This is a genomic window from Sphingobium jiangsuense (assembly GCF_014196495.1).
Lineage (GTDB): Bacteria > Pseudomonadota > Alphaproteobacteria > Sphingomonadales > Sphingomonadaceae > Sphingobium > Sphingobium jiangsuense.
Genome location: NZ_JACIDT010000003.1, coordinates 276,306 through 296,637 on the forward strand (window position 1 = coordinate 276,306; position 20,332 = coordinate 296,637).

The 20,332-nt window shown below is 61.5% G+C and carries 21 protein-coding genes and 1 pseudogene; 10 read left to right on the top strand and 12 right to left on the bottom strand.

Annotation, left to right across the window (positions count from 1 at the left end; all coding sequences use genetic code 11):
- Positions 1-16 precede the first annotated feature (16 nt).
- The 3 genes from hxsC to hxsD are packed head-to-tail and all read right to left on the bottom strand — an operon-like array spanning position 17 to position 2,908.
- Positions 17-1,192 (bottom strand): His-Xaa-Ser system radical SAM maturase HxsC, encoded by a 1,176-nt coding sequence (gene hxsC, locus GGR43_RS06230; protein ID WP_223177308.1) that lies wholly within the window; start codon positions 1,190-1,192, stop codon positions 17-19.
- On the bottom strand, positions 1,174-2,640 hold the full coding sequence (gene hxsB, locus GGR43_RS06235) for a His-Xaa-Ser system radical SAM maturase HxsB (protein ID WP_188071083.1): 1,467 nt from the start codon (positions 2,638-2,640) through the stop codon (positions 1,174-1,176). The genes hxsC and hxsB overlap by 19 nt, the downstream gene beginning before the upstream one ends.
- On the bottom strand, positions 2,633-2,908 hold the full coding sequence (hxsD, locus tag GGR43_RS06240; RefSeq protein ID WP_188071084.1) for a His-Xaa-Ser system protein HxsD: 276 nt from the start codon (positions 2,906-2,908) through the stop codon (positions 2,633-2,635). The genes hxsB and hxsD overlap by 8 nt, the downstream gene beginning before the upstream one ends.
- A gap of 148 nt (positions 2,909-3,056) precedes the next feature.
- Between hxsD and GGR43_RS06245 the strand changes: the two genes are divergently transcribed.
- Positions 3,057-3,212, top strand: coding sequence for a hypothetical protein (locus GGR43_RS06245; RefSeq protein WP_188071085.1), 156 nt, complete (start codon positions 3,057-3,059; stop codon positions 3,210-3,212).
- Between the two features lie 217 nt (positions 3,213-3,429).
- Here the strand turns inward: GGR43_RS06245 and GGR43_RS06250 are convergent, their stop codons facing one another.
- Positions 3,430-3,888: a DUF6641 family protein gene (locus tag GGR43_RS06250; RefSeq protein ID WP_188071203.1), complete on the bottom strand. Its 459-nt coding sequence runs from the start codon at positions 3,886-3,888 to the stop codon at positions 3,430-3,432.
- A 248-nt stretch (positions 3,889-4,136) separates the two neighbouring features.
- On the opposite strand from GGR43_RS06250, the gene GGR43_RS06255 reads away from it, so the two are divergent.
- The gene (locus GGR43_RS06255) at positions 4,137-4,673 is read left to right on the top strand and encodes a recombinase family protein (protein WP_188071086.1); all 537 of its coding nucleotides are present in this window, start codon (positions 4,137-4,139) and stop codon (positions 4,671-4,673) included.
- 989 nt (positions 4,674-5,662) lie between these two features.
- Here the strand turns inward: GGR43_RS06255 and GGR43_RS06260 are convergent.
- From GGR43_RS06260 to istA, 3 genes are all read right to left on the bottom strand, one after another.
- Positions 5,663-6,190: a hypothetical protein gene (locus GGR43_RS06260; RefSeq protein WP_188071087.1), complete on the bottom strand. Its 528-nt coding sequence runs from the start codon at positions 6,188-6,190 to the stop codon at positions 5,663-5,665.
- A 201-nt stretch (positions 6,191-6,391) separates the two neighbouring features.
- Positions 6,392-7,174, bottom strand: coding sequence for an IS21-like element helper ATPase IstB (gene istB, locus GGR43_RS06265; RefSeq protein ID WP_037487492.1), 783 nt, complete (start codon positions 7,172-7,174; stop codon positions 6,392-6,394).
- A complete protein-coding gene (gene istA / locus GGR43_RS06270; protein ID WP_037487495.1) occupies positions 7,164-8,687 on the bottom strand; it encodes an IS21 family transposase in 1,524 nt (507 codons plus the stop codon). The genes istB and istA overlap by 11 nt, the downstream gene beginning before the upstream one ends.
- Before the next feature lie 463 nt (positions 8,688-9,150).
- Between istA and GGR43_RS06275 the strand changes: the two genes are divergently transcribed.
- Together GGR43_RS06275 and GGR43_RS06280 are read left to right on the top strand one after the other, a co-directional pair.
- Positions 9,151-10,215 carry a hypothetical protein gene (locus GGR43_RS06275; RefSeq protein ID WP_188071088.1) on the top strand — a complete coding sequence of 355 codons (1,065 nt, stop codon included), beginning with the start codon at positions 9,151-9,153 and terminating at the stop codon, positions 10,213-10,215.
- Positions 10,215-10,547 (top strand): hypothetical protein, encoded by a 333-nt coding sequence (locus tag GGR43_RS06280; protein ID WP_188071089.1) that lies wholly within the window; start codon positions 10,215-10,217, stop codon positions 10,545-10,547. Before GGR43_RS06275 ends, GGR43_RS06280 begins: the two co-directional genes overlap by 1 nt.
- Positions 10,548-10,813: 266 nt before the next feature.
- Here the strand turns inward: GGR43_RS06280 and GGR43_RS23510 are convergent, their stop codons facing one another.
- Complete coding sequence (locus GGR43_RS23510) at positions 10,814-11,368, bottom strand: hypothetical protein (protein WP_246343370.1); 555 nt, start codon at positions 11,366-11,368, stop codon at positions 10,814-10,816.
- A 387-nt stretch (positions 11,369-11,755) separates the two neighbouring features.
- Between GGR43_RS23510 and GGR43_RS06290 the strand changes: the two are divergent.
- Positions 11,756-12,262, top strand: a pseudogene (locus GGR43_RS06290) (magnesium chelatase subunit ChlI family protein); the annotation flags it as partial.
- A gap of 149 nt (positions 12,263-12,411) precedes the next feature.
- On the top strand, positions 12,412-12,723 hold the full coding sequence (locus GGR43_RS06295; protein WP_246343372.1) for a hypothetical protein: 312 nt from the start codon (positions 12,412-12,414) through the stop codon (positions 12,721-12,723).
- 62 nt (positions 12,724-12,785) lie between these two features.
- Here GGR43_RS06295 and GGR43_RS06300 read toward each other — a convergent pair whose 3' ends face one another.
- Entirely contained in the window at positions 12,786-13,904 is a 1,119-nt protein-coding gene (locus tag GGR43_RS06300; RefSeq protein ID WP_188071090.1) for an NAD(P)-dependent alcohol dehydrogenase, read from the bottom strand.
- Between the two features lie 332 nt (positions 13,905-14,236).
- Between GGR43_RS06300 and GGR43_RS06305 the strand changes: the two genes are divergently transcribed.
- The 3 genes from GGR43_RS06305 (at position 14,237) to GGR43_RS06315 (ending at position 16,987) form a co-directional block, all read left to right on the top strand.
- A complete protein-coding gene (locus GGR43_RS06305; RefSeq protein ID WP_188071091.1) occupies positions 14,237-15,562 on the top strand; it encodes an MFS transporter in 1,326 nt (441 codons plus the stop codon).
- Positions 15,563-15,683: 121 nt separating this feature from the next.
- Positions 15,684-16,691, top strand: coding sequence for a zinc-dependent alcohol dehydrogenase family protein (locus GGR43_RS06310; protein WP_188071092.1), 1,008 nt, complete (start codon positions 15,684-15,686; stop codon positions 16,689-16,691).
- Between the two features lie 26 nt (positions 16,692-16,717).
- Positions 16,718-16,987: a hypothetical protein gene (locus GGR43_RS06315; protein ID WP_188071093.1), complete on the top strand. Its 270-nt coding sequence runs from the start codon at positions 16,718-16,720 to the stop codon at positions 16,985-16,987.
- A gap of 18 nt (positions 16,988-17,005) precedes the next feature.
- On the opposite strand, the gene GGR43_RS06320 is transcribed toward GGR43_RS06315, so the two are convergent.
- The gene (locus tag GGR43_RS06320) at positions 17,006-18,061 is read right to left on the bottom strand and encodes an amidohydrolase family protein (protein WP_188071094.1); all 1,056 of its coding nucleotides are present in this window, start codon (positions 18,059-18,061) and stop codon (positions 17,006-17,008) included.
- Positions 18,062-18,371: 310 nt separating this feature from the next.
- Between GGR43_RS06320 and GGR43_RS06325 the strand changes: the two genes are divergently transcribed.
- Positions 18,372-18,794, top strand: coding sequence for a DUF805 domain-containing protein (locus GGR43_RS06325; protein WP_284277279.1), 423 nt, complete (start codon positions 18,372-18,374; stop codon positions 18,792-18,794).
- Positions 18,795-18,805: 11 nt separating this feature from the next.
- Here GGR43_RS06325 and GGR43_RS06330 read toward each other — a convergent pair whose 3' ends face one another.
- Together GGR43_RS06330 and GGR43_RS06335 are read right to left on the bottom strand one after the other, a co-directional pair.
- Positions 18,806-19,195 carry a bactofilin family protein gene (locus tag GGR43_RS06330; RefSeq protein WP_188071095.1) on the bottom strand — a complete coding sequence of 130 codons (390 nt, stop codon included), beginning with the start codon at positions 19,193-19,195 and terminating at the stop codon, positions 18,806-18,808.
- Positions 19,176-20,315 (bottom strand): M23 family metallopeptidase, encoded by a 1,140-nt coding sequence (locus tag GGR43_RS06335; protein WP_284277277.1) that lies wholly within the window; start codon positions 20,313-20,315, stop codon positions 19,176-19,178. Before GGR43_RS06335 ends, GGR43_RS06330 begins: the two co-directional genes overlap by 20 nt.
- Positions 20,316-20,332: the final 17 nt, after the last annotated feature.

Here is a 20,332-nt window from a genome sequence, read left to right on the forward strand (position 1 = left end):
GGAAGGCACTGGCTTTTTAGGCCGCAATAGGGCTTATACGATCACTATACCGATGCTTCGCCGACGCAAAAAATCCACCACAATCACCTTTCATGATGCACCCTTCGCATTCCGGCATATATTCCTGCTTCCAATCGCTGATCGAACGCTTGGCAAAGCGCCAGATCCTTTGGTCTGTCAGGCAGAGTTGAGCATTGTAGAGAGAAACCCGCATACGGGCGCGGTCGAGAATGCCAATCGCTTCGGTTAGCTCACTCCGGTAGTCATCGGGGTCAATCCATAGGGCGTCGAGATTGGCACGGGTGAACCCCATCATCTCCAAGCCCATCAGGGCGACGTGATCCACAAACAGGAGATTGCGCGCGAGAAATGCGGCCAGCGCAGGCAGGCGTGTCACCGTTTGTTTGTGCAGGACAACCCTGACTTCCACCCGCACCCCATGACGTTTCAGGTTCAAGATGCCGCGAATAGTCTCGTCAAACGCACCGTCCGCCTGCACGATATAGTCATGGACGTGGGGGAGATCGGCATAAATCGGAATGCCGAGCATCAGGTCGTGATGCTGCAATGACCCAAGTGTCCGCGCGAATGCGTCATCGCTAAAGGTGCGCCCGTTGGTCAGAATATGGAGAGCGGTGCGCGGCAGGTATGATTTGCACGCCTGCACCAGTTCGAAGAACCGACCGCCCAGAAGGGTCGGCTCGCCACCCGTAAAGCCAATCTCTCCTGTGTCAGGGTCGATTAGCGGAATCGTTGCAAGGATTTCGTCCACGATCCAGCCATCGTTCACATCGCGCGGGGGCTGCGAACACATGAGGCAATAGTTGTTGCAGCGTTCCGTCAGCAGAAAGCTGTTATGGGGCGATGACCGCCGATAGAGTGTGCGGATTTCTCCGCGCTCCGGCACCAATCGCACCACATCGCCATCGTCCAGATATTCAAACTCTGGCGGGAGATGGACGCGCCGCTGCGCGGCCACATTATCGGGGCACCGGCCATTGGGGAGCACGAGATACGAAGCAAACCCAGCGGGGGCATCGTCGCCCCGAACAAGGAATGCCTCACGAGCGCGCAGCGGCAGCGGGCGGTGGTAATCGGTCGAGACGCGAACGATCGCGCGCGGGTCGATTTCTTGCCCCGCCGCAAAATCAATTTTTCTGGAACCGAGCGTAATCATCTGATGTTCGCCCACCGTTCAAATACTTCGCGCACCTGCGGGCGATCATTGAGGCGTTGCAGCAGCCCTTTGAAGATCATCATGTTGCGTCCGCAGAAAGCAGACAGCGGCTTTTTCCCTACGAAATCGCCTTGTGTGGCATGGTGGAAAACCGGATCAGAGCCGCACCACGGCTCGAAAGCGCACCACGAACACATCGGGACACTAGCCGCAAATGACTGTTCCAAGGGATCGAGCAAAGCGTCCCCGAGAAAAATCTCCTCATAGGTGTTCGCGTGGACGTTCCCAATACGAAAACGGGTATCGCCCATTTCCGCCAGCATTCGGGCTTCATCGGACGCATACACGTCGCCATCGTAATTATAGACCACCGCTCCGATGCCAATACCGGCCGGACTCATGAGATCAACGTAGCCCGGCTGAAAGGGGGTAAGCATCTTCTGCAAGATCATCGCCGCGTAGTGCTCGACGAACGGGAAGCCGCCAAGGTTCAGATCGATGATGTAGTCCAGACCCTCGAAATAGAAATCGAGCCATTTGGTTTCGTTGTATGCGGCATAGGATTTCGTCTTGACCGCAAATCCATACGGGCTGAGCGGCCGCAAGAAGATGCCATCAAAATCCTGCGTAATGTATTCGTCGATTATATCGCGCACACGCGACAGACTGGCCGCCGTGGTCGTCATCAACGCGCCCACTTGGTCACGGCCCAACGCCATCCGCGCGCGATGAATGCCTGCGATGGCACGGGCATGAGAGTCACCACCTGGACGCGGCCGGTTTTTATTGTGCAGATCGGCGGGGCCATCAAGTGACGTAGAAATCAGAACTTGATGGCGGGCCGCCAGCGCCAGCACCCGGTCATCTAAGACGGCAAGGTTGGTTGCCAACACGAATGCCAGATCACGCTGTTCGTGTTCATTCCGCCGTTTGGCTTCCTCAATGATAAACTCAACCAGATCAAGGTTCAGCAACGACTCACCGCCCTGAAACTCAATCTTGATGGCAGGCGATGGCGAACGAAACACGAGATCAAGGCTCCTGAGCGCCGTTTCCCGCGTCATATCGAACTCGCGGCGATCATCGTTGGCGCGAGACACTTGGCAGTATGGGCAGGAGTGTTCGCAGCGAAGCGTCACCACAAAGATATGCAGGCCGGTAAAGTTGGCCAGCGGGCTTAGCTTGGTGCGAACTTTGATGGCCAAGAGATCAAGCGCAACGTCGGAGTCGCCATCTATCAGGAAATGCTTGGACTTTAATTCGCTGTATAATTCGTCCTGATACGAAAGCTGCCCATCGGCAAAGACGCGCAGGGACTGGCGTTCCGTGATGACGAACTCGCCAACGAGATTGGTCAACACATAGCGATCACCGGAAAGCGGCATAAACCTATAGGGCAACGGCCGGTAGCCACCAGCCGCCATCGGTTTCTCATATTCGGCAAGGGCAAGGAACTTAGCCATTTTGGGATAGATGCGAGAAGGCCAACCCAAGGATCATATTGCGCAGAGGCTCGGTCTTGGCTTCGACATCAAGCCGCAAGTCTTGGTCGAGCACTTCGCGCTGAAAGTCGCGTACAAGCTGCGCCACGTCCTCACCGGACGCAGGCTCAATCGTGCAGCGCACTTCGGCATCACTCGGATCAATGGAAATAGTCGCTCGCGCCATGAGGGCGTAGGCAGCCCGCTTAATCGCTTCAAGCGAGTATAGACCGGCCGCGAACGCGACCATTGCACCCCCAACCTGACTCACATTCCCCCCCTAACCGGCGGACGAACCGCCGTTGTTAATACGAACTAGAGTAATGTGACCGATGGCTCGAATGGGACGAGTGCGAACTATGCGACGAGTGCGAGCGATGAGAAGAATGGGCTGCAAAATGAACAGCCGCGTCGCTGGCCCGATCAATCGTCAGGTCGGCACCGGCAAGCGGTTCGGCAGACGCAATGCTGGCCGCCGTCTTATCCGAGACAAGCTCAGGAAGTGCGGCCTGCGCCTGCGCGGAACCGAGCAGCGCCGCTACGGATACAGCTAACGGTTTGAGAAACTTACGATTCATCTGATTCCCCTGTTACTCAGTAGCCTTTCGCGCCCCTTGTTCACACGCCAGATCAATCCGACACCGCCTAACAATCGCTCGAAAAGGTTACGAAGCCGTATCAGAAGGGCGTCCAAGAGTCCATGCTTGCAGTGGTGCAGATGCTACGCCATGGTGAATAACATATAGTAAAGATGGAATTATCCGAGAGGCATCACGCAGTGGCCTTCTTCGCCTTGGGCTGGAAGTTAGCGCGACGGGCATCGCGGGCGGCATTAAGCTGGGGATCGAGTTCGCCCGCGTTGATTGCCTCGATGATCGAGCCGATGATGACCGGCACATCGGCAAGGTTTTCGACCTCGACCGCGTTCATGCCCTTGGCAAATTCCAGCGGCTTACTCCCATAGCGGATTTGGAAGAACATCTTGCCGGTGGCGTCGGTGAACCAGCCCTTGCGAACCTTGCGGGGCGCTTCGACACGGACCTTCTCGCCCGCCTCATTGGTGCGCGTCACCGTCCGCATAGCATTGAACGGCGTTCCAGCGATTTCCGCATCGGCCATCGCCTTCTGTTCGGCCAGCCAGTTCAGCACCTTGGCGCGGAAGGCAAATTCGGACGCAGCGAGATTGCTACGGGCAGCGGCGGCGAGTTTCAGGGTCTTGAGGATCGACATGGTGGCATCTCCTTGGCCGGTGTTGATGCCCATGGCGATAATGCCGACGACAAGACGGTCGATCGAAGAAGGCCGGTATGGTTCTGATTTCTTCGGCGATCATTCCCCACGAGTAGTGAGGCCGTCACATTTGGGTTTACCGTCGTATGACGGCCTAAAACCGGCCGTTTCCTGTCACTTTCGGATCGACCTCGCACATATCAGACAGCAGACGCTTTGGGTCTTAAACCCAAATGTGACGAGGAAACATGATTGTCGGATATGCGCGTGTCAGCACAACCGGGCAGAGTTTGGCCGTCCAGCAGGACGAACTTGCCAAGCACGGATGCGAACGCATCTTCGAGGACAAGGCGACGGGCACCAACAGGGACCGCCCCGGCCTGAATGAAATGTTGGGCTTCGTTCGCGAGGGTGATGTGGTGGTGGTCAGCAGGCTCGACCGCTTCGCGCGTTCGCTGTCCGACCTGTTCCAGTTGCTCGACCTGCTCAACGAAAAGGACGTTGCGTTCCAGTGCCTGCATCAGTCCATCGACACAGGCACCAGCACGGGCAAGCTGACGCTCGCCATATTGGGTGCGGTCGCGGAATTTGAAAATGACCTGCGCCGCGAACGGCAGCGCGACGGGTTCGCCAAGGCAAAAGCAGGCGGAACCTACAAGGGCCGCAAGCCCAGCATCGACATTGCCATGCTGCGCGAACTCAGGGACGCGGGAATGGGGCCATCCGCTATCGCAAAGCAGATGGGCATCAACAGGCAATCCGTCTATCGCCTCATGGGCGGGTAAAGGACGGACTCACTACTAGTGGGAAGTTCGACAGCCACAAAGCTCGGCAAGCTCGCTTGGTGTCTGACAAACCGGCATCGCCGCTCATTCATCGCTGGCGCTCGGAATGATCGTCTTTTGCCGGATTTGTCGATTGGTTTGGTTTTTTGGCTGGATCGGATGATGAAGGGCATTCCGTTGAGCCACACGATTTCCCCGGCCCCTGGGTCCGCAAAAAGAATGGACTGGTTTCCCAGCCGCCATTCCTTCCTCCGCACTCGCCTATCGCGTTGCGTGTGAGCTTCAAGCGCCCTTATCGCAGGCACCCAAAGAGCATTCCCGACCGGGGATAAATCTTGGCGACATTCCTGTATCACCGCACTGTAAGCAAACAAACCGCATCGGGCGGCAGAGAGCGCGTCAGGTTTTCCGACGACGATTTAGTGGTGGGCCGTATTACCACTCAGTTGGGCTGGTTTGTCATCCCTTTGGCTTTCGCCTCTCCGGCCGGTGGCCGCATGGAACCTTTACAGTAGCTCCATGCGACGTGCCAGTGGACCGTGTTTCGTCCTTCTGGCGTTCTTTTGATGTTGGATTGGTTTGTTAGACGCAGGACATCTTCATTCGCTTGCTTAGACCCAGTATCTCGGATCGCAACGTCTCGATTGTAACGAACTCGTAAACCTCACGTCGCGGCTCAACTCCGCATCTTGGGCAAGTGGATTACTAGGTCGCATTGTCCTGTCCTGCCGGTGGCCCGATCCCCAACTGCCTGCCACGGCCTTGATGTGCTGGGGTTTGAATTATCTGCGCTCTCGCCGCATTCCTATTTATACCGGACGCCGGGGAAATTGGACAAACGGGTAATTTTGGCACCCATGACGATGGGCACCGCGTTCAGCACCACGATGCCCATCGTTGCCTGCGAAAGAGCGCAATAACTCGGCAAGGGTCATTGCTGCCCGTATTTATCCCGTTGCAGGCCGCAAGCGCCCACTAGTAGTGGCCGATCACGGCGATTTCCAAGCCTTCTGGATCGGACCAAAGCGCTTGCGGTAGATGAATGGATAATCGACAGGCAGCGCATGTTCGCACTTGGCATAGCTGGGGAAAATACCCCTTGCCGCGTTTTCCGCGATCATATGGCCACGGCTCAAGGCGCGGCTGGTCAATTCCTTGAGCGCCGTCCTCTGCTTTTCATTCTCGGCACGTGGCTCCGCCAACGGGTCCAATGAGCGATGCTGCACGCTCAGCCCTGCCGTCGCCCCAACCTGCCACAAGGTCATCTTGGGATTTGCCGACTTCACATGCAGGCACTTGAGGTATCGCAACACACTGACATAATGCAGCTTTGTTGCCCGCGACAGCTTGTAAGGCGCATCGCCGGTCATTGTGGCTGCTCCGCTTTCAGCCTCACGTTCAGTCAGGTCATCGATCATCGCAGATACCTGCGCCATGATCTGCGCCTTGGGCAAACCAATGGGAATTGATGCGATAATCGACGTAGGCTGAATTTGATCCAGCCACTCCTCGTTCAAATAATCTCTGAGGCTGCTCCGTATGCGCGCGAAACGATCATCTTCGTCATAATGCCTGATAGACCCCAAGCGCGTCACTCTCGGCCGATCCGCCGACACACCGAATTGAGGGATTGCTGTTGATTGCCACTGAGAGTTGACCCGGGATTTCCACCGAGAAGTGACCCGCCTGATGGTTATGTTTCGGATGTCATATGTGGGTCAAGGTGCGGGTTTTTCCTTTCTGGGTTTGGCCTGGTGGGCGGAGCTGTTTTTGAACCGGAAGCTGTCGTTACCGGTTTCCAGGATGTGGCAGTGATGGGTGAGCCGATCGAGGAGCGCGGTGGTCATCTTGGCGTCGCCGAAGACGGTGGCCCACTCGCTGAAGCTCAGGTTGGTGGTGATGATGACGCTGGTGCGCTCGTATAGTTTGCTCAGCAGGTGGAAGAGCAGCGCGCCGCCGGAGGCGCTGAACGGCAAGTAGCCCAGTTCGTCCAGGACGACGAGGTCCGAGTGGACGAGCCGGTTGGCGATCTGCCCGGCCTTGCCCTGGGCTTTTTCTTGTTCAAGGGCGTTGACCAGTTCGACCGTGGAGAAGAAGCGGACCCGCTTGCGGTGATGCTCGATCGCCTGAACGCCCAGCGCCGTGGCGACATGGGTCTTCCCGGTGCCCGGGCCGCCGACCAGCACCACATTGTCGGCGACATCGATAAAATCGCAGCGGTGCAACTGGCGCACTAGCGCTTCATTCACCTCACTGCTGGCAAAGTCGAAGCCGGCGAGGTCGCGATAGGCCGGGAACCGCGCGACCTTGAGCTGATAGACCACGGATCGGACCTCTCGTTCGGCCGTCTCGGCTTTCAGCAGCTGGGAGAGGATTGGCACCGCCGCCTCGAAGGCGGGCGATCCCTGCTGCATGAGGTCGGTCACGGCCTGAGCCATGCCGGGCATTTTCAGGCCGCGCAGCATCACGACGAGGGCGCCGGTGGCGGGATCATGACGCATGACGGTTCTCCCGGCGCAGGGCATCGTAGCGTTCGACATTGGCCATCGGCTCACTGACCAGCCTCAACGCCTGTGGCGCCGTCACCGGGGGCGTCGAGAGCGGTTTTCCGTCGAGCAGCCTGTGTAACAGGTTGAGGATATGGGTTTTGGTGGGCACGCCCGCGTCCAGCGCCATGGCGACCGCCGCCAGCACGGCCTCTTCATCATGATGGAGAACGAGGGCCAGGATTTCGACCATCTCCCTGTCGCCGCCGGGATTGCGCAGCAGATGCCGCTGGAGCCGTTGGAAGGGCTCTGGCAGCTCAAGAAAAGGCGCGCCGTTGCGCAGGGCGCCGGGCTTTCGCTGCACCACCGCCAGATAATGGCGCCAGTCATAGACGGTGTGCCCCGGCCCATCATGGGATCGGTCGATGATGCGCTGATGCTCGCATATGACCTGCCCTTCGGCGACGACCAGGAAGCGATCGGGATAGACCCGAAGGCTGACGGGCCGATTGGCGAAGGACGCCGGAACGCTGTAACGGTTGCGTTCCAGGTGGATCAGGCAGGTTGGCGAGACCCGTTTGCCATATTCGACAAAGCCATCGAACGGTCTGCCCACCGGCATCAGGCTTTCCACTTCATCGGCCCAGGCATCGGCGACCGAACCCGCTTCGATCCCGTGCGGGATATCCTGCCACAGCGCCTTGCAGCGCTCCTCCAGCCACAGGTTCAGGGCATCCAGGCTTTCCGCCTGCGGCGTGGGTTGCCATAGCCGATGCCGGGCATCCTGGACATTCTTCTCGACCTGGCCCTTTTCCCAGCCTGCTGCCGGGTTACAGAACTCGGCCTCGAACAGATAATGGCTAACCATGGTGAGGAAGCGGTTGTTGACGTTGCGCTCCTTGCCGCGCCCGACCTTGTCAATGGCGGTGCGCATATTGTCATAGATCCCGCGGCGCGGCACGCCGCCCAGCACGCGGAACGCATGATTATGGGCGTCGAACAGCATCTCGTGGGTCTGGAGAAGATAGGCCCGTACGAGGAAGGCCCGACTGTAGCTGAGCTTGAAGTGGGCGACCTGCAGCTTGGTGCGCACGCCGCCGATGATCGCCCAGTCCTCGCTCCAATCGAACTGAAATGCTTCCCCCGGTGCGAAGGACAGCGGCACGAATGTCCCGCGCCCGCTCATCTGTTGCTCACGACGATAATCATCGCGCCAGTCCCGGGCAAAGGCCGCCACCCGATTGTAGGAGCCATCATAGCCCAGGCTGACCAGATCAGCATGCAACTGCTTCATCGTCCGCTTATGCTTGCGGGTCCGACCCATCTCCCGTCTCAGCCAGGCTGACAGCCGCTCCGCGAACGGGTCCAGTTTGCTTGGGCGATCGGGCACCTTGAACCGCGGCTCGACCGTGTCCGAACGTAGATATTTACGGATCGTATTACGTGATAGCCCGGTACGCCGCGCAATCTCGCGGATCGAAAGATGATCGCGGAAATGCCAGCGCCGGATAACGCTCAATAACGCCATGTCCAACACTCCATGACCCCTCGCTCGTCAAAGCCAGGGGTGAGTTCAACATGGGTCAGTTCTCAGTGAAAATATCGCCCCTTCCCGGGTCAACTCTCAGTGGCAATCAACAGGATTGCCACGGATCGCCACCAACGTGTGATGGACATGAACCTCACGTCCCCAAAGGCGTCATATACCTTCAGCACATCGTCAAAATCGGCGGGTAGGTCGTCGCCGCCAATCGACACCCCAGTTCGGTAAAAGCGCGCACGCTCATAGCTAGGACTTGCCCTGAGATACCAACCCCAAAGCTGATACCATTTTGCGTCCTCACTGAGGATTGACAGGTGCTTTTCCGACATCAGAGGTTGGCTTTTTTATCCAAAATGATCTTGTCATTCACCTATCAGGACAACCGTGACGTATCAACTCCTCACCACGCCGCACGGTGCCGCGTTGGAAAATAAGGACTTTGATTGTTATGGTTACTATTAATTTTGACGAACTGAAGAAGCTGGTCACTGATTTCCGCGAGGTTCGCCTTGCTGACGACCAGCAGAAAATGGGGAAGTTTGAGGTCGCTGGTCAGGCGGTTCTCTACAGCCAGATTGCAGAAGCGTATCGCATCGGCCTGATCCTCATGGAACACAAGAATGCCATGATGTTCATCAACCTGATGAAGTCGCACAACATGGTCGATCAGGCCACGAAGTACGGCAACAACAATTACACCAACAGGTGGTTGTTCGTTACCAAGCTACTCTACGGCTCGTGGGAAGAAAAGACGATTTCTAAAACCATCTTTCATGTTTGGCAGCATGATCGTTCTTCGGAAAAGTATGCCAACGTCCTTCGCCACCTTGAGGAATTGGAAAAGAAGCCTGAGGAAGTCGCGGGCTTCATCCCGACCTTTGAATACACGAACAAGGAGGGGATCACTGTTCGCAAGCTACAGGGGCTTGAGGTTGCGGATCGTGAGGCGAATGCCCGTGACGGTAGCAAGCCTGACACCAGCGATCAGCTTCAGTTGGGCACCAGCCGCTCGGAACCTGACGTGATGGGTATCCCGCTCCCCGCCGAACTTGATCCGACGATTGGATACGGCTCCTGCTTCTTCAAGGTCGAAAACAAGCAGATGATTATCTTTGGTGCGACGAAGCTGGAAGAAGGCGAGTTCAAGAAGCTGGCAATCGCTCGCGGCAAGGTCATCAAGAAGCGCGACGACGATCTCTCTAAGGCCGCTGATGCAGTCTCGGCCACCACGGAAGCGGATCGCAAAGCCGTCACGAAGTTGGTTGTTCAAGAACCCAAGTTGGCAGCATTGAAGAAGAAGCTTTTGGCTGATCCTGATTACGCGGCCTACATCATCGACGCTGAGAAGGAGGCCAAGAAGAACAGCGGCCGCGTGAGGGACGCGCAGAAAAAGAAGCAGGACGTTGCGTTCATGGAATTGGTGCTTCCTGACAGCTCGGAGGCGGGACCAGTCGCTAAATCCAAGCCTAAGATTGCCTTGGTCAAGCGTAAAGCAAATGAGGTGACGGCCTAATGCGCGGCAACTCGATTTCCGTCCCTTTTCAGGGTGACGAGCTTGACCAGCGGGTTGTCGGCCAGCTGGATCATCTCAAATCGAAAGGCAGGCAATGTCTGGTGGTCGGCTTTATGATTGGCGGCGAGGTGGGGGTCTATTCCCTCACCAACCTGTCCAAGGGCGGCTGGGCAGAAAATGCCATTGAGTGGTTCCATGCCAAGCGGCATGAATTCTGCGCCAAGGTCAACCAGCCTAACAAGCCTATCGACGTTCTTTGGCGGGGCCATAAGCTCAACTGGCTAGACAGGGAAATGTTCGAGGATGCCGTCACGATGTCGTTAGACGGCTAAAAGCCCTGCAACCTGTCACCGCGTCAGTGTGGCAGCACATATTTACCCACGGAGGGCGCTATGCCTTACGGTGATGGTTGGTAAGACGCCCTCACGGTTCGCCGTGGGGGCGTTTTCGTTTGCCCACCCACTAATAGTGGGCCACGCCGTGATCTGGGATTATCTACATAGTAAATTACCGTGCCTGATCGGCGTCGACATCGCGCTCGGTGGATATATGTGGGTAGAATGGGAGTCTGCCTTCCAGATCGAAGGCCGATTGGCGATTAGTTCGGCTGCTGTCGCTTCTGTAGCTGCCCAATGTAGCTGTCTCTGCGGGCGCGCTCCATCTCCCTACGGCGCTTGTGCTGGTCTTTCACGGATCGCAGGGCCTTTTTCGCCATATCGACCTCGCGCTTTTTGGCCGTCTCAAGCGATTGTTCAGGCGTCATAGGTTTGCGGGGCTTCTTGGGCTTGGTTGTGGCAAATTCGTAAAATCTCATGCCGTATTTATGTATCACGGATTGCAGACTAGGTTCGCGGAAATGAGATACCATAAACAACGACAGCCCAACGTCATTCCCTTGCGTCCAGGGAAGCGCAAAACAGATTTCAGACCATATGCCATCATTGTGGTGCTGTTCGTGGCGGTGTTCTGTGCCGTATTTTTCTGGCCCACTGGATCGACCAGCATGGCGGAGCCATTGGTATCCAGCAGTGGCTTTCAATGTCAGGTGAGTAGCATCACGGATGGAGACACGCTCCGCTGTTCCGATGGGACGAGAGTTCGCCTTCACGCTGTTGCTGCTCGAGAGAAGGACGAAACCTGTAGTCCGGGTCATCCTTGCCCCTCAGCATCAGGCGCATCCGCCACGGCAAAACTGACTGAGTTGACAAGTGGTCAAACGCTTCGATGCGAACAGACTGGAACCAGTTACAACCGCGTGACGGCCATCTGTCGCAACGAGGCAAACGTCGAGATAAACTGCGCCATGGTTCAAAGCGGCACCACCGTCATTTGGCCGAAATTCAACGACCAGCGACGTATCTGCGGATAACACGATGAGGCGCTTACTGTTTTGGACTGAGGTTATCGTCGTTGCGGCGTTGGTGCTTTGGGGGTTCGTTCAAATGGCGCTGTCCCTTGGGCGCACGCTTTGGAACGCCCTTTGAAATCGCAGATTTCTGCGGATTTTGGGCAGAATATTTTTCAGTCTACATATATTACGGCTTGCGTGCAACTGATCGCGGCGATGAACCCTTGCCGCTGCGGCCATCTGGGCGACGTCGCGCTCGCCTGTTCCCGCGCGCCCCGTTGCGGCGCGGATTATCAGGCGAAGTTGTCCGGCCCGCTGCTCGACCGGATCGACATGCATGTCGAGGTCCAGCCGGTCAGCGCCGCCGACCTGATGCTGCCGCCGCCCGCCGAAGGATCGGTCGAGGTGGCGCGCCGGGTCGCGGCGGCGCGGGATATCCAGTCCGCCCGCTATGGCGGCAGCGGCATACGCACCAATGCGGAGGCCGACGGCGCGGTGCTGGAAGAGGTCGCCACGCCCGACGAGGCCGGGCGGCGCCTGCTGGCCGACGCGGCGGCGGCGATGCGGCTATCCGCGCGATCCTACAGCCGGGTGCTGCGGGTGGCGCGGACCATCGCCGATCTGGAAGGGGCGGAGCGCATCGGCCGCGGCCATATCGCCGAGGCGCTGAGCTATCGTCCGCGCCCGGCCGGGGGATAGGCCATTTTGTATCCCATGGATACAGGATGCAAGATTCGCATGTGCATCTGCAACTTTTGCGATTGCTCCGAATGCTGCGCTGCAACAGGGTAAAGGCGAAAAAACAAGAACAAGGGTGTTTGTCTGGCATTCAAATGAGGAGATTTCCTATGCGAATGCTTTCTGTCCTTTCCATTGCAGCCGCTTCGGTCGTCGCGTCCCTCGCTGCCCCCGCCATTGCCGAAACCCCGGATTCGGGTTCCTTCAAGCATGGCGGCTATACCTATGTGTACAAGATGCAGCAGGTCGGCGAGGCGCAGGTGATTTCCGGCCATCGCTATCCCGGCGGCGCGGCCTTTTCGCTGCGCGTGCGCGACGGCAAGGTGTCCGGCGTGTCCAACGGCGTTGCCGTGAGCTTCGACGTCTCGGACGCGGCCGGCGCCGCCACCGGCGCGAAGCCCGCCATGCTCAGCATGCGCTGATATCGGGGAAAGGCCGCGCCGGAGGGGATAGGCCCTCTCCGGCGCGGTCTTTTTCATGCCTGTCAGGCGGCCGCCATACGCAGCACCGGCTTCACCACCTCGCCGCGCTCGCTGGCCTCGATCGCCTCGTTGATCGCGTCGAAATCGAAATAGCGGATCAGCCGGTCGAACGGGAAGCGGCCCTGCTGATGATAGCGGATCATCTCCGGGATGAAGCCGTCAAGGTCGCTGTCGCCGCCCAATATGCCCATCACCGTGCGCCCGCTGCCCATGAACTCGGCCTCATTGAAGGCGAGCATGTCGGTGGGGGCGGAGGCGCCGACCATGCCCAGCACGCCCTTGGGCGCAAGCAGCGCGAACAGATCCTCGATCACCTTGTTGATGCCGGTGGTGTCGAACGCATAGCCCAGCCCCTTCGGGCACAGGTCCCTGATCCTGCCCATCGCGTCGTCCTTCGCGTTGAAGACGTGGGTGGCGCCCAGTTCCTTCGCCAGTTCGAGGCGGCTGTCGTGCACGTCGACGGCGATGATCGGATCGGCCCCGGCGATCTTCGCGGCCATGACGGCGGCGATGCCAACGGTACCCGCGCCGACGATGGCGATCGGCAGGCCGGCGCGCACCTTCATCGCCCGCAGCACCGCGCCCGCGCCGGTCATCAGCCCGCACCCCAGCGGCGCCAGCCGTTCGAGCGGCAGGTCGGCGGCGTCCTCCGGCACCACCACCGCGTTGCGCTCATGGGCGATCGCATGGGTGGCGAAGGAGGATTGGCCGAAGAAATTGCCGTTCATCGGCGCATCGCCCTGGAACAGGGTCGGGCTGCCGTCCGGGCGCACGCCCGACCAGTTGTTGGGGAAGAATTCATAGCAATAGGTCGGCGCGTCGATCTCGCAACTGGGGCAATGGCCGCAGCTGTTGAAACTCATGATCACGCGGTCGCCGGGCTTGATGCTGGTGACGCCGCTGCCGACCTGCTCGACGATCCCCGCGCCTTCATGGCCCAGCACGATGGGCAGGGGCACCGGCAATTGCCGGTCGCGCACGGCGAGGTCGGTGTGGCAGATGCCGCAGGCGACGATGCGCACCAGCACCTCGTCGGCGCGCAGGCTGTCGAGCCGCACATCCTCTATGGCGAACGGGTGGTCCTGGCCACGGCAGATGGCGGCGCGGGCGGTAATGGTCATGATAGCCTCTCGATAGGATTGGATGGGCCGGGGACCCGCGCAACCTGTCCCAACCGGCGGCCAAGGGCAAGGGCGTTGCGGCGAAAAGGAAAGCCGGACATTCCCTCCCCACCATTCGGGCTGAGCTTGTCGAAGGGCTCAGGGCGAACGGGTGTGAGAGAGTGGTGCACCCGCTTGTCCGCAAAGGATATAATCGTCCTTTCGTCGGCGAGCGATTGCAGTTGGCGGCTGAATTGATATGATGCATAACCGTAACAACCGGAGAATGCGCGCGGCGCCTCCCTCGCAAGGGGCAGGAGCCTGCGCGCCCATGGCAATGGGGGAGGAAGAGCATGTCCCGTGGATCGGACCCGCGCCGGATCATCGACGACGCGCCGCTGTCGCGGCTTCAACTGGTGGCGATCGCCATCGCCGTCGGGCTGAACGCGCTCGATGGCTTCGACGTGCTGTCGATCAGCTTCGCCGCCCCCGGCATCGCGAAGGAATGGAATATCGACCGCGCGGCGCTGGGCGTCGTGCTGTCGATGGAGCTGATCGGCATGGCGGTGGGATCGGTGCTGTTCGGCGGCATCGCCGACCGGATCGGCCGCCGCAAGACGATCCTGACCTGCCTTGTCGTCATGGCGTTCGGCATGGCGATGGTGCCGTGGGCGAGCGGGATATTCCAGCTTTCCTGCTGGCGGGTGCTGACCGGCCTCGGCATCGGCGGCATGCTGGCCGCGACGGCGGCGATCACGGCGGAGTTCGCCAACCGCAAACGGCGCAACCTGGCGCTGGCGATCATGACGATCGGCTATCCCATCGGCGCGGTGATCGGCGGGATGATCTCGGCGGTGCTGCTCGCCCATTATGACTGGCGCGCGGTGTTCGTCTTCGGCGCGGCGGTGACGATCTGCTTTCTGCCGCTGGTGCTGTTCCTCGTGCCCGAACCAGTCCATTTCCTGCTGGTGCGGCGCGACGGCGGCACGCTCGACCGCGTCAACCGGCTGATGCGGCGGATGGGGCACCAGCCCGTCGCGGAGCTGCCGCCGGTGACGCGGGACGAGGAGAAATCCTCGATCGCGGACATATTGAAGCCCGGCCTCCTCGCCACCACGCTGCTGGTGACGACCGCCTATTTCATGCACATCGTCACCTTCTATTTCATCCTGAAATGGGCGCCCAAGATCGTCGTCGACATGGGTTATGTCCCGGCCGATGCGGCGGGCGTGCTGGTGTGGGCGAATATCGGCGGCGCGCTGGGCGGCGGCATCTTCGGCCTCCTATCGCAGCGCTTCCCGCTGCGGGGGATGACGATGCTGGTGCTGCTGGCGTCCTTCGGCATGGTGACGTTGTTCGGCGCGGTCGGGGTCACGACGCTGCAAGGGCTGTCGCTGCTCGCCTTTGCCGCCGGGCTGTTCACCAACAGCGGCGTGGTGGGCCTCTACACCATCTTCGCCCATGCCTTCCCGACCCATGCGCGCGGCACGGGAACCGGCTTCGCGATCGGCGTCGGGCGCGGGGGCGCGGCGCTTTCGCCGATATTGGCGGGCGTGCTGTTCCAGGCGGGCTTCGCCCTGCCCGTCGTCGCGGCGGCGCTGGGCGCGGGTTCGCTGGTCGCCGCGCTGGCGCTGATGGGGGTGAAGCTGCGCAACGGGGACGGCAGCAAGCACGCCTGAACCGGGCCGGTCGTATCGCCTCCCATCGCCGCCTTTCGGGAAGGCGCGAATTGAAACGGCGCCGGTCCGGGGCTATCCCTTGCCCTTCGGTGCAACGCCGCGCGTCTGGAAGGAGCGAAGGATGAAGGTAATGGCATTGCGGTCTCCCGGCGGTCTGGATCGGCTGGCGCCGGAAGAGCGCGCCGACCCCGGCGAGCCGGGCGCGGGCGAGATCCGCGTCGCGCTGCACGGCAGTTCGCTCAACTTTCACGATTTGTCGGTGGTGCTGGGGCGCATACCGGCCGAGGACGGGCGCATCCCGCTCGCCGACGGGGCGGGCGTGGTGGAAAGCGTCGGCCCCGGCGTGACGGAGTTCGCCCCTGGCGACCATGTGGTGTCCTGCTTCTTCCCGGATTGGCAGGACGGCCCGGCCCGCGTCGGCGATTTCCGCCGCGTGCCCGGCGACGGTATCGACGGCTTCGCGCTGGAGCATGCGGTGCTGCCTGCGACGGCCTTCACCCGCGCGCCCAAGGGGCTGGACGCGGTCGAGGCCGCGACGATCACCACTGCCGGGCTGACCGCCTGGCGCGCGCTGGTGGTCGACGGCAAGCTCAAGGCCGGGGACGTGGTGCTTCTGCTCGGCACCGGCGGCGTTTCGATCTGGGCATTGCAGATCGCCAAGCTGATGGGCGCCACGGTCGCGATCACCTCCTCCTCCGGCGAGAAGCTGGAGCGGGCGCGGGACATGGGCGCCGATTTCCTCGTCAACTATCGCGAGCGGCAGGATTGGGGCCGCGCGGTGAAGGACTGGACCGGCGGCGCGGGCGTCGATCATGTGGTCGAGGTCGGCGGCCCCGGCACGCTGCCGCAGTCGATCGACGCGGTGCGCATCGGCGGCCATATCTCGCTGATCGGCGTGCTGACCGGCCGGGGCGGCGAGGTGCCGACCGCCGTGCTGATGGCGAAGCAGGCGCGGTTGCAGGGGCTGATCGTCGGCAGCCGCAGCGACCAGCAGGATTTCGTCCGCGCGATCGAGGCCGGAGGGCTGCGCCCGGCGGTGGACCGCCGCTTCCCGCTCGACCGGCTGGCCGACGCATTCCGGTTCGAGCAGGGCGGCGGGCATTTCGGCAAGATCGGGATTGAGTGGTAGGCCGCCGCCCGAAGAAGGAAAACAGCATGTCCGTCAACGCCATACCGTGGGATCAGCCCGCGACGATGATCGACCTTGAAGGGCGCGCGCCCATCATCGGCACGATCCGCGACTGCGCGATGCATTTCGCGCTGTACAAGCCGCACGCGCGGGACAATGCGCGCGTGCTGCTGACCCGGCCCGTCCATCGCGAAGGGCGCAGGACGCGCACATGGATATTGGACCCGGATGAGATCGCGCAACTCGTCGCCCGCATGCGCGTGGAGCAGGACGCTGGCGGAGGCGGACAAAACTAGCGGCAGGTCGCCCCCGCGCTACAGCCGGAACCAGCGCTCGGCGTTGGTCTGGAAGAATTGCTTCTTGAGCTTCGGCGTCATGTCCATCGCGTCCATCGCCCGCACTTCGCGCGCCTCATATTGATAGGGATAATCCATCGCGTACATCACGCGGTCCTCGCCGATGACCTGCTGGGCGAACTTGACCGCCGGTTCCCACGCCACGCCGCTGTTGGTGACGAGGACATTGCTGCGCATATAATCGGCGATGCTCTTGCGGAGCGGCTTTATCCGGTCGTAGCGCTGCGAGCGCACCGCCGCCTGATGCATGAAATCGAGGCGATAGAGCCAGTAGGGCAGCGCCTCGCCCATATGGCCGACCATGATCTGGAGATCGGGATAGCGGTCGAAAATGCCGCTGGTGATGAGGCGCAGCAGATGCAGGCCGGTTTCGACGCCGAAGCCGAACACCGCGCCGTCCAGCCCGGCCTCCACCATCGGGCCGATCATGCTGTCGGGCGGCGTCGCCGGGTGGAGGTAGAGCGGCTGGCCGGTATCGGCGAGCGCGCGGAAGATCGGGTCGAAAAAGGGCTCGTCGAGATAGCGCCCCTGCGTGTGGCTGCATATCTGCACGCCGCGAAAGCCCAGTTCTTCCGCGCCGCGCCGGATTTCCCGCGCGGACCAGTCGGGATCCTGCGGCGCCACCGCCGTCATGCCGTAGAAGCGGTCGGGATGGGCGGCGCAGCGTTCGGCCAGCAGATCGTTGGCGCGCTGCGCGATGCGCTTCGCCTCGGCGGTGTCGAGAAAGGGCTGCACGCCGGGGGAGGTCAGCGCCAGCACCGCCTTGTCGATGCCCGCCGCGTCCATGTCCGCCAGCCGCCGCTCGCCGAGGTCGAGCAGCCGATCGAGTATCTCTACCGCCCGCTCCGACGGGCTGGTGCCGTAAAAGCCCCAGAGCGACATCATTCCCCGGTCCGCGCTGCCGTCGCGGATCATGCGAAGATAGACGTCGATCTGCTCCCGCGTGGCGAAGGCTTCCTCGGTCGCGATGCGCAGATAGCCGCGATCGCCGCCGGTCCTGAGGTCTTCCGTCATCAATAGGTCCCTTCATGGCATGCGATCGGGCCTTGGCCTTCGTCGCAAGAATCTGTTCTGTTAGACAGTATTATGTTCTGAAAATAAAATGGCAAGTCCGTCCTTCTTTCGGGGGAAGGAAGAGGCGCGCTTCCTGGCCGAAGGCCGGGCCTGCGTCGGGATGATGGGTGGGAAAGGGATATGGCGGATTTCCGGCGCTGCCGCGGGCGATGCCATGTCCCTTGCCTTGGCGGCGGCTTCATGCTTTCCTGCGCGCACGGCCCGGCCCCGGAACAGGCCCTCGTCCGCCGTCTTGCAGGGGAGAGCGCGCGTGAAACAGTGGATGCTCCTGCCGTTCAGGCGCTATTTCGAATTTTCCGGGCGGTCGCGGCCGCGCGAATATTGGTCCTACGTGCTGTTCCTGTTCCTCGCCGCCATCGTCATCAGCATCGTCGAGGGGCTGTTCGGCTTCGGCCAGAGCAGCGAATGGCTCTATCGCAACGGCTGGAACCTGCGCGCGGGCGCGCGGCATGAGGGCGGCCCGCTGTTCGGGCTGTTCGCGCTCGTCACCTTCATCCCCTCGATCGCGGTGGCGGTGCGGCGGCTGCACGACAGCGACCGCCCGGCCTGGTGGCTGCTGCTGGCGTTCCTCCCGCTGATCGGGCAGATCTGGCTGCTGGTGCTGATGATCATCGGCGGCACGCGCGGTCCCAACCGCTTCGGACCCGATCCGGTCGAGCATCCGCCGGTCTGAAGGGGGAAGTGTCAGGCGGCGGTTTCGGTTTCCGTGCCGATCAGCTTGAGCTCCGGCCCGCCGCTCTGGCCGGTGCGGCAGGCGAAGCGGCCGTCGACATGCGCGCCCGGCGCGATCGAGATGCTGTCATAGCTGATGTCGCCGCACAGCCGCGCGCTGGCTTCCACGATCAGCTCGCCCGCTTCTATGCCGCCCTCGACCTTGCCCGCGAGGCGGACCGACGCCGCCTCGATGCGGCCGACGATCACGCTTTCCGGGCCCTGCACCAGACCGGCGCAGACGATGTCGCCTTCGACCCGGCCGTCGATATGGAGGTCGGCGCTGGCGCGGATATTGCCGTCGATCACCACGTCCGCGCCGATGATCGAGAAGGGGGCGCCCTTAGCTCCGGTCCGCTTCATCGTCGTTCCTGCCGTTGACGCGGGCGAAGCGCTGCTTCGCGATCTGCTGGACCTGGAGAACATCGTCCTTCACCTCAAGAAAGCGGCGGGGGTTGATCGGGGCGCCGTTGACGCGCACCTCGAAGTGCAGATGGGTGCCCGTGGAGCGGCCGGTCGATCCCATGCGGCCGATCTGCACGCCGCGCGTCACATCCTGTCCCGTGCGGGCGGAAAAACCGGAAAGATGGGCGTAGCGGGTCATGATGCCATGGCCATGGTCGATCTCCACCACATTGCCATAGCCCTGCCGCTGGCCGACATAGGACACGCGCCCCGTGGCGGCGGCGAGGATCGGCTGGCCGTAGCGGCCCGGAAAGTCGAGGCCCGCGTGGAAGGCCGCATGGCCGTTGAACGGATCGCTGCGATAGCCGTAGGAACTGCTCAGCATCGGGCTGGCCGTCGGGCGGCCGGAGGGGATGGAGACGAGGCTGCGTTCCAGCATGTTGAGGCGGGAGAGCGACCCGGCCAGCTTCGTCAGCGCGTCGTCGTCGGCGACGCCCTTGGCCGTCCAGGGAATATAGGGGCCGCCTTGCGCCGTTCGTCCGGCAAGTTGCTCCGGCTTCAGGCCGAAGCTGCGGATCGCGGCCTCCGCCTTGCGCGCGCGCTGGTCGACGAGCGCGGCGAGGCGGTGGGCGAAGCGGGTCTGGCGTTCCTCCATCGCGCGCAGGCGATCCATGCCGGACAGGGCGCTAAGCTGCTTCTTCTGCGCGGCGGCGGAGGTATCGGAGGGGGTGTCGGCCTGCGTTTCGGCGTCGGGGGCGCCGACGAGGCCGGGGTCGGCGCCGTCGGTGCCGAACTGGCTGCGGATCATGTCGTCGAGCAGGTCCTGCCGCCGGTCGAGATCGGCGGCGATGTCGTTGACCGATTGCTTGTACGCATCGACCTTGCGCGCTTCGGCGGCGACGCTGCGGGCCTGGGCATCGATGGCGGCCTGATCCTGTGCGAGCGAGAAATGCTGCCACATCATGTTGCCTGCGACGGCGGCCCAGCCGAGCGCGATCGCGCACACCGCCGTGGCCGTGCCGATCTGGAGCGCCGAGCCGATGCGGACGAACCGGACGCGGCCCTGGCTGCGGAACACTATTTCCTTTTCCGCAA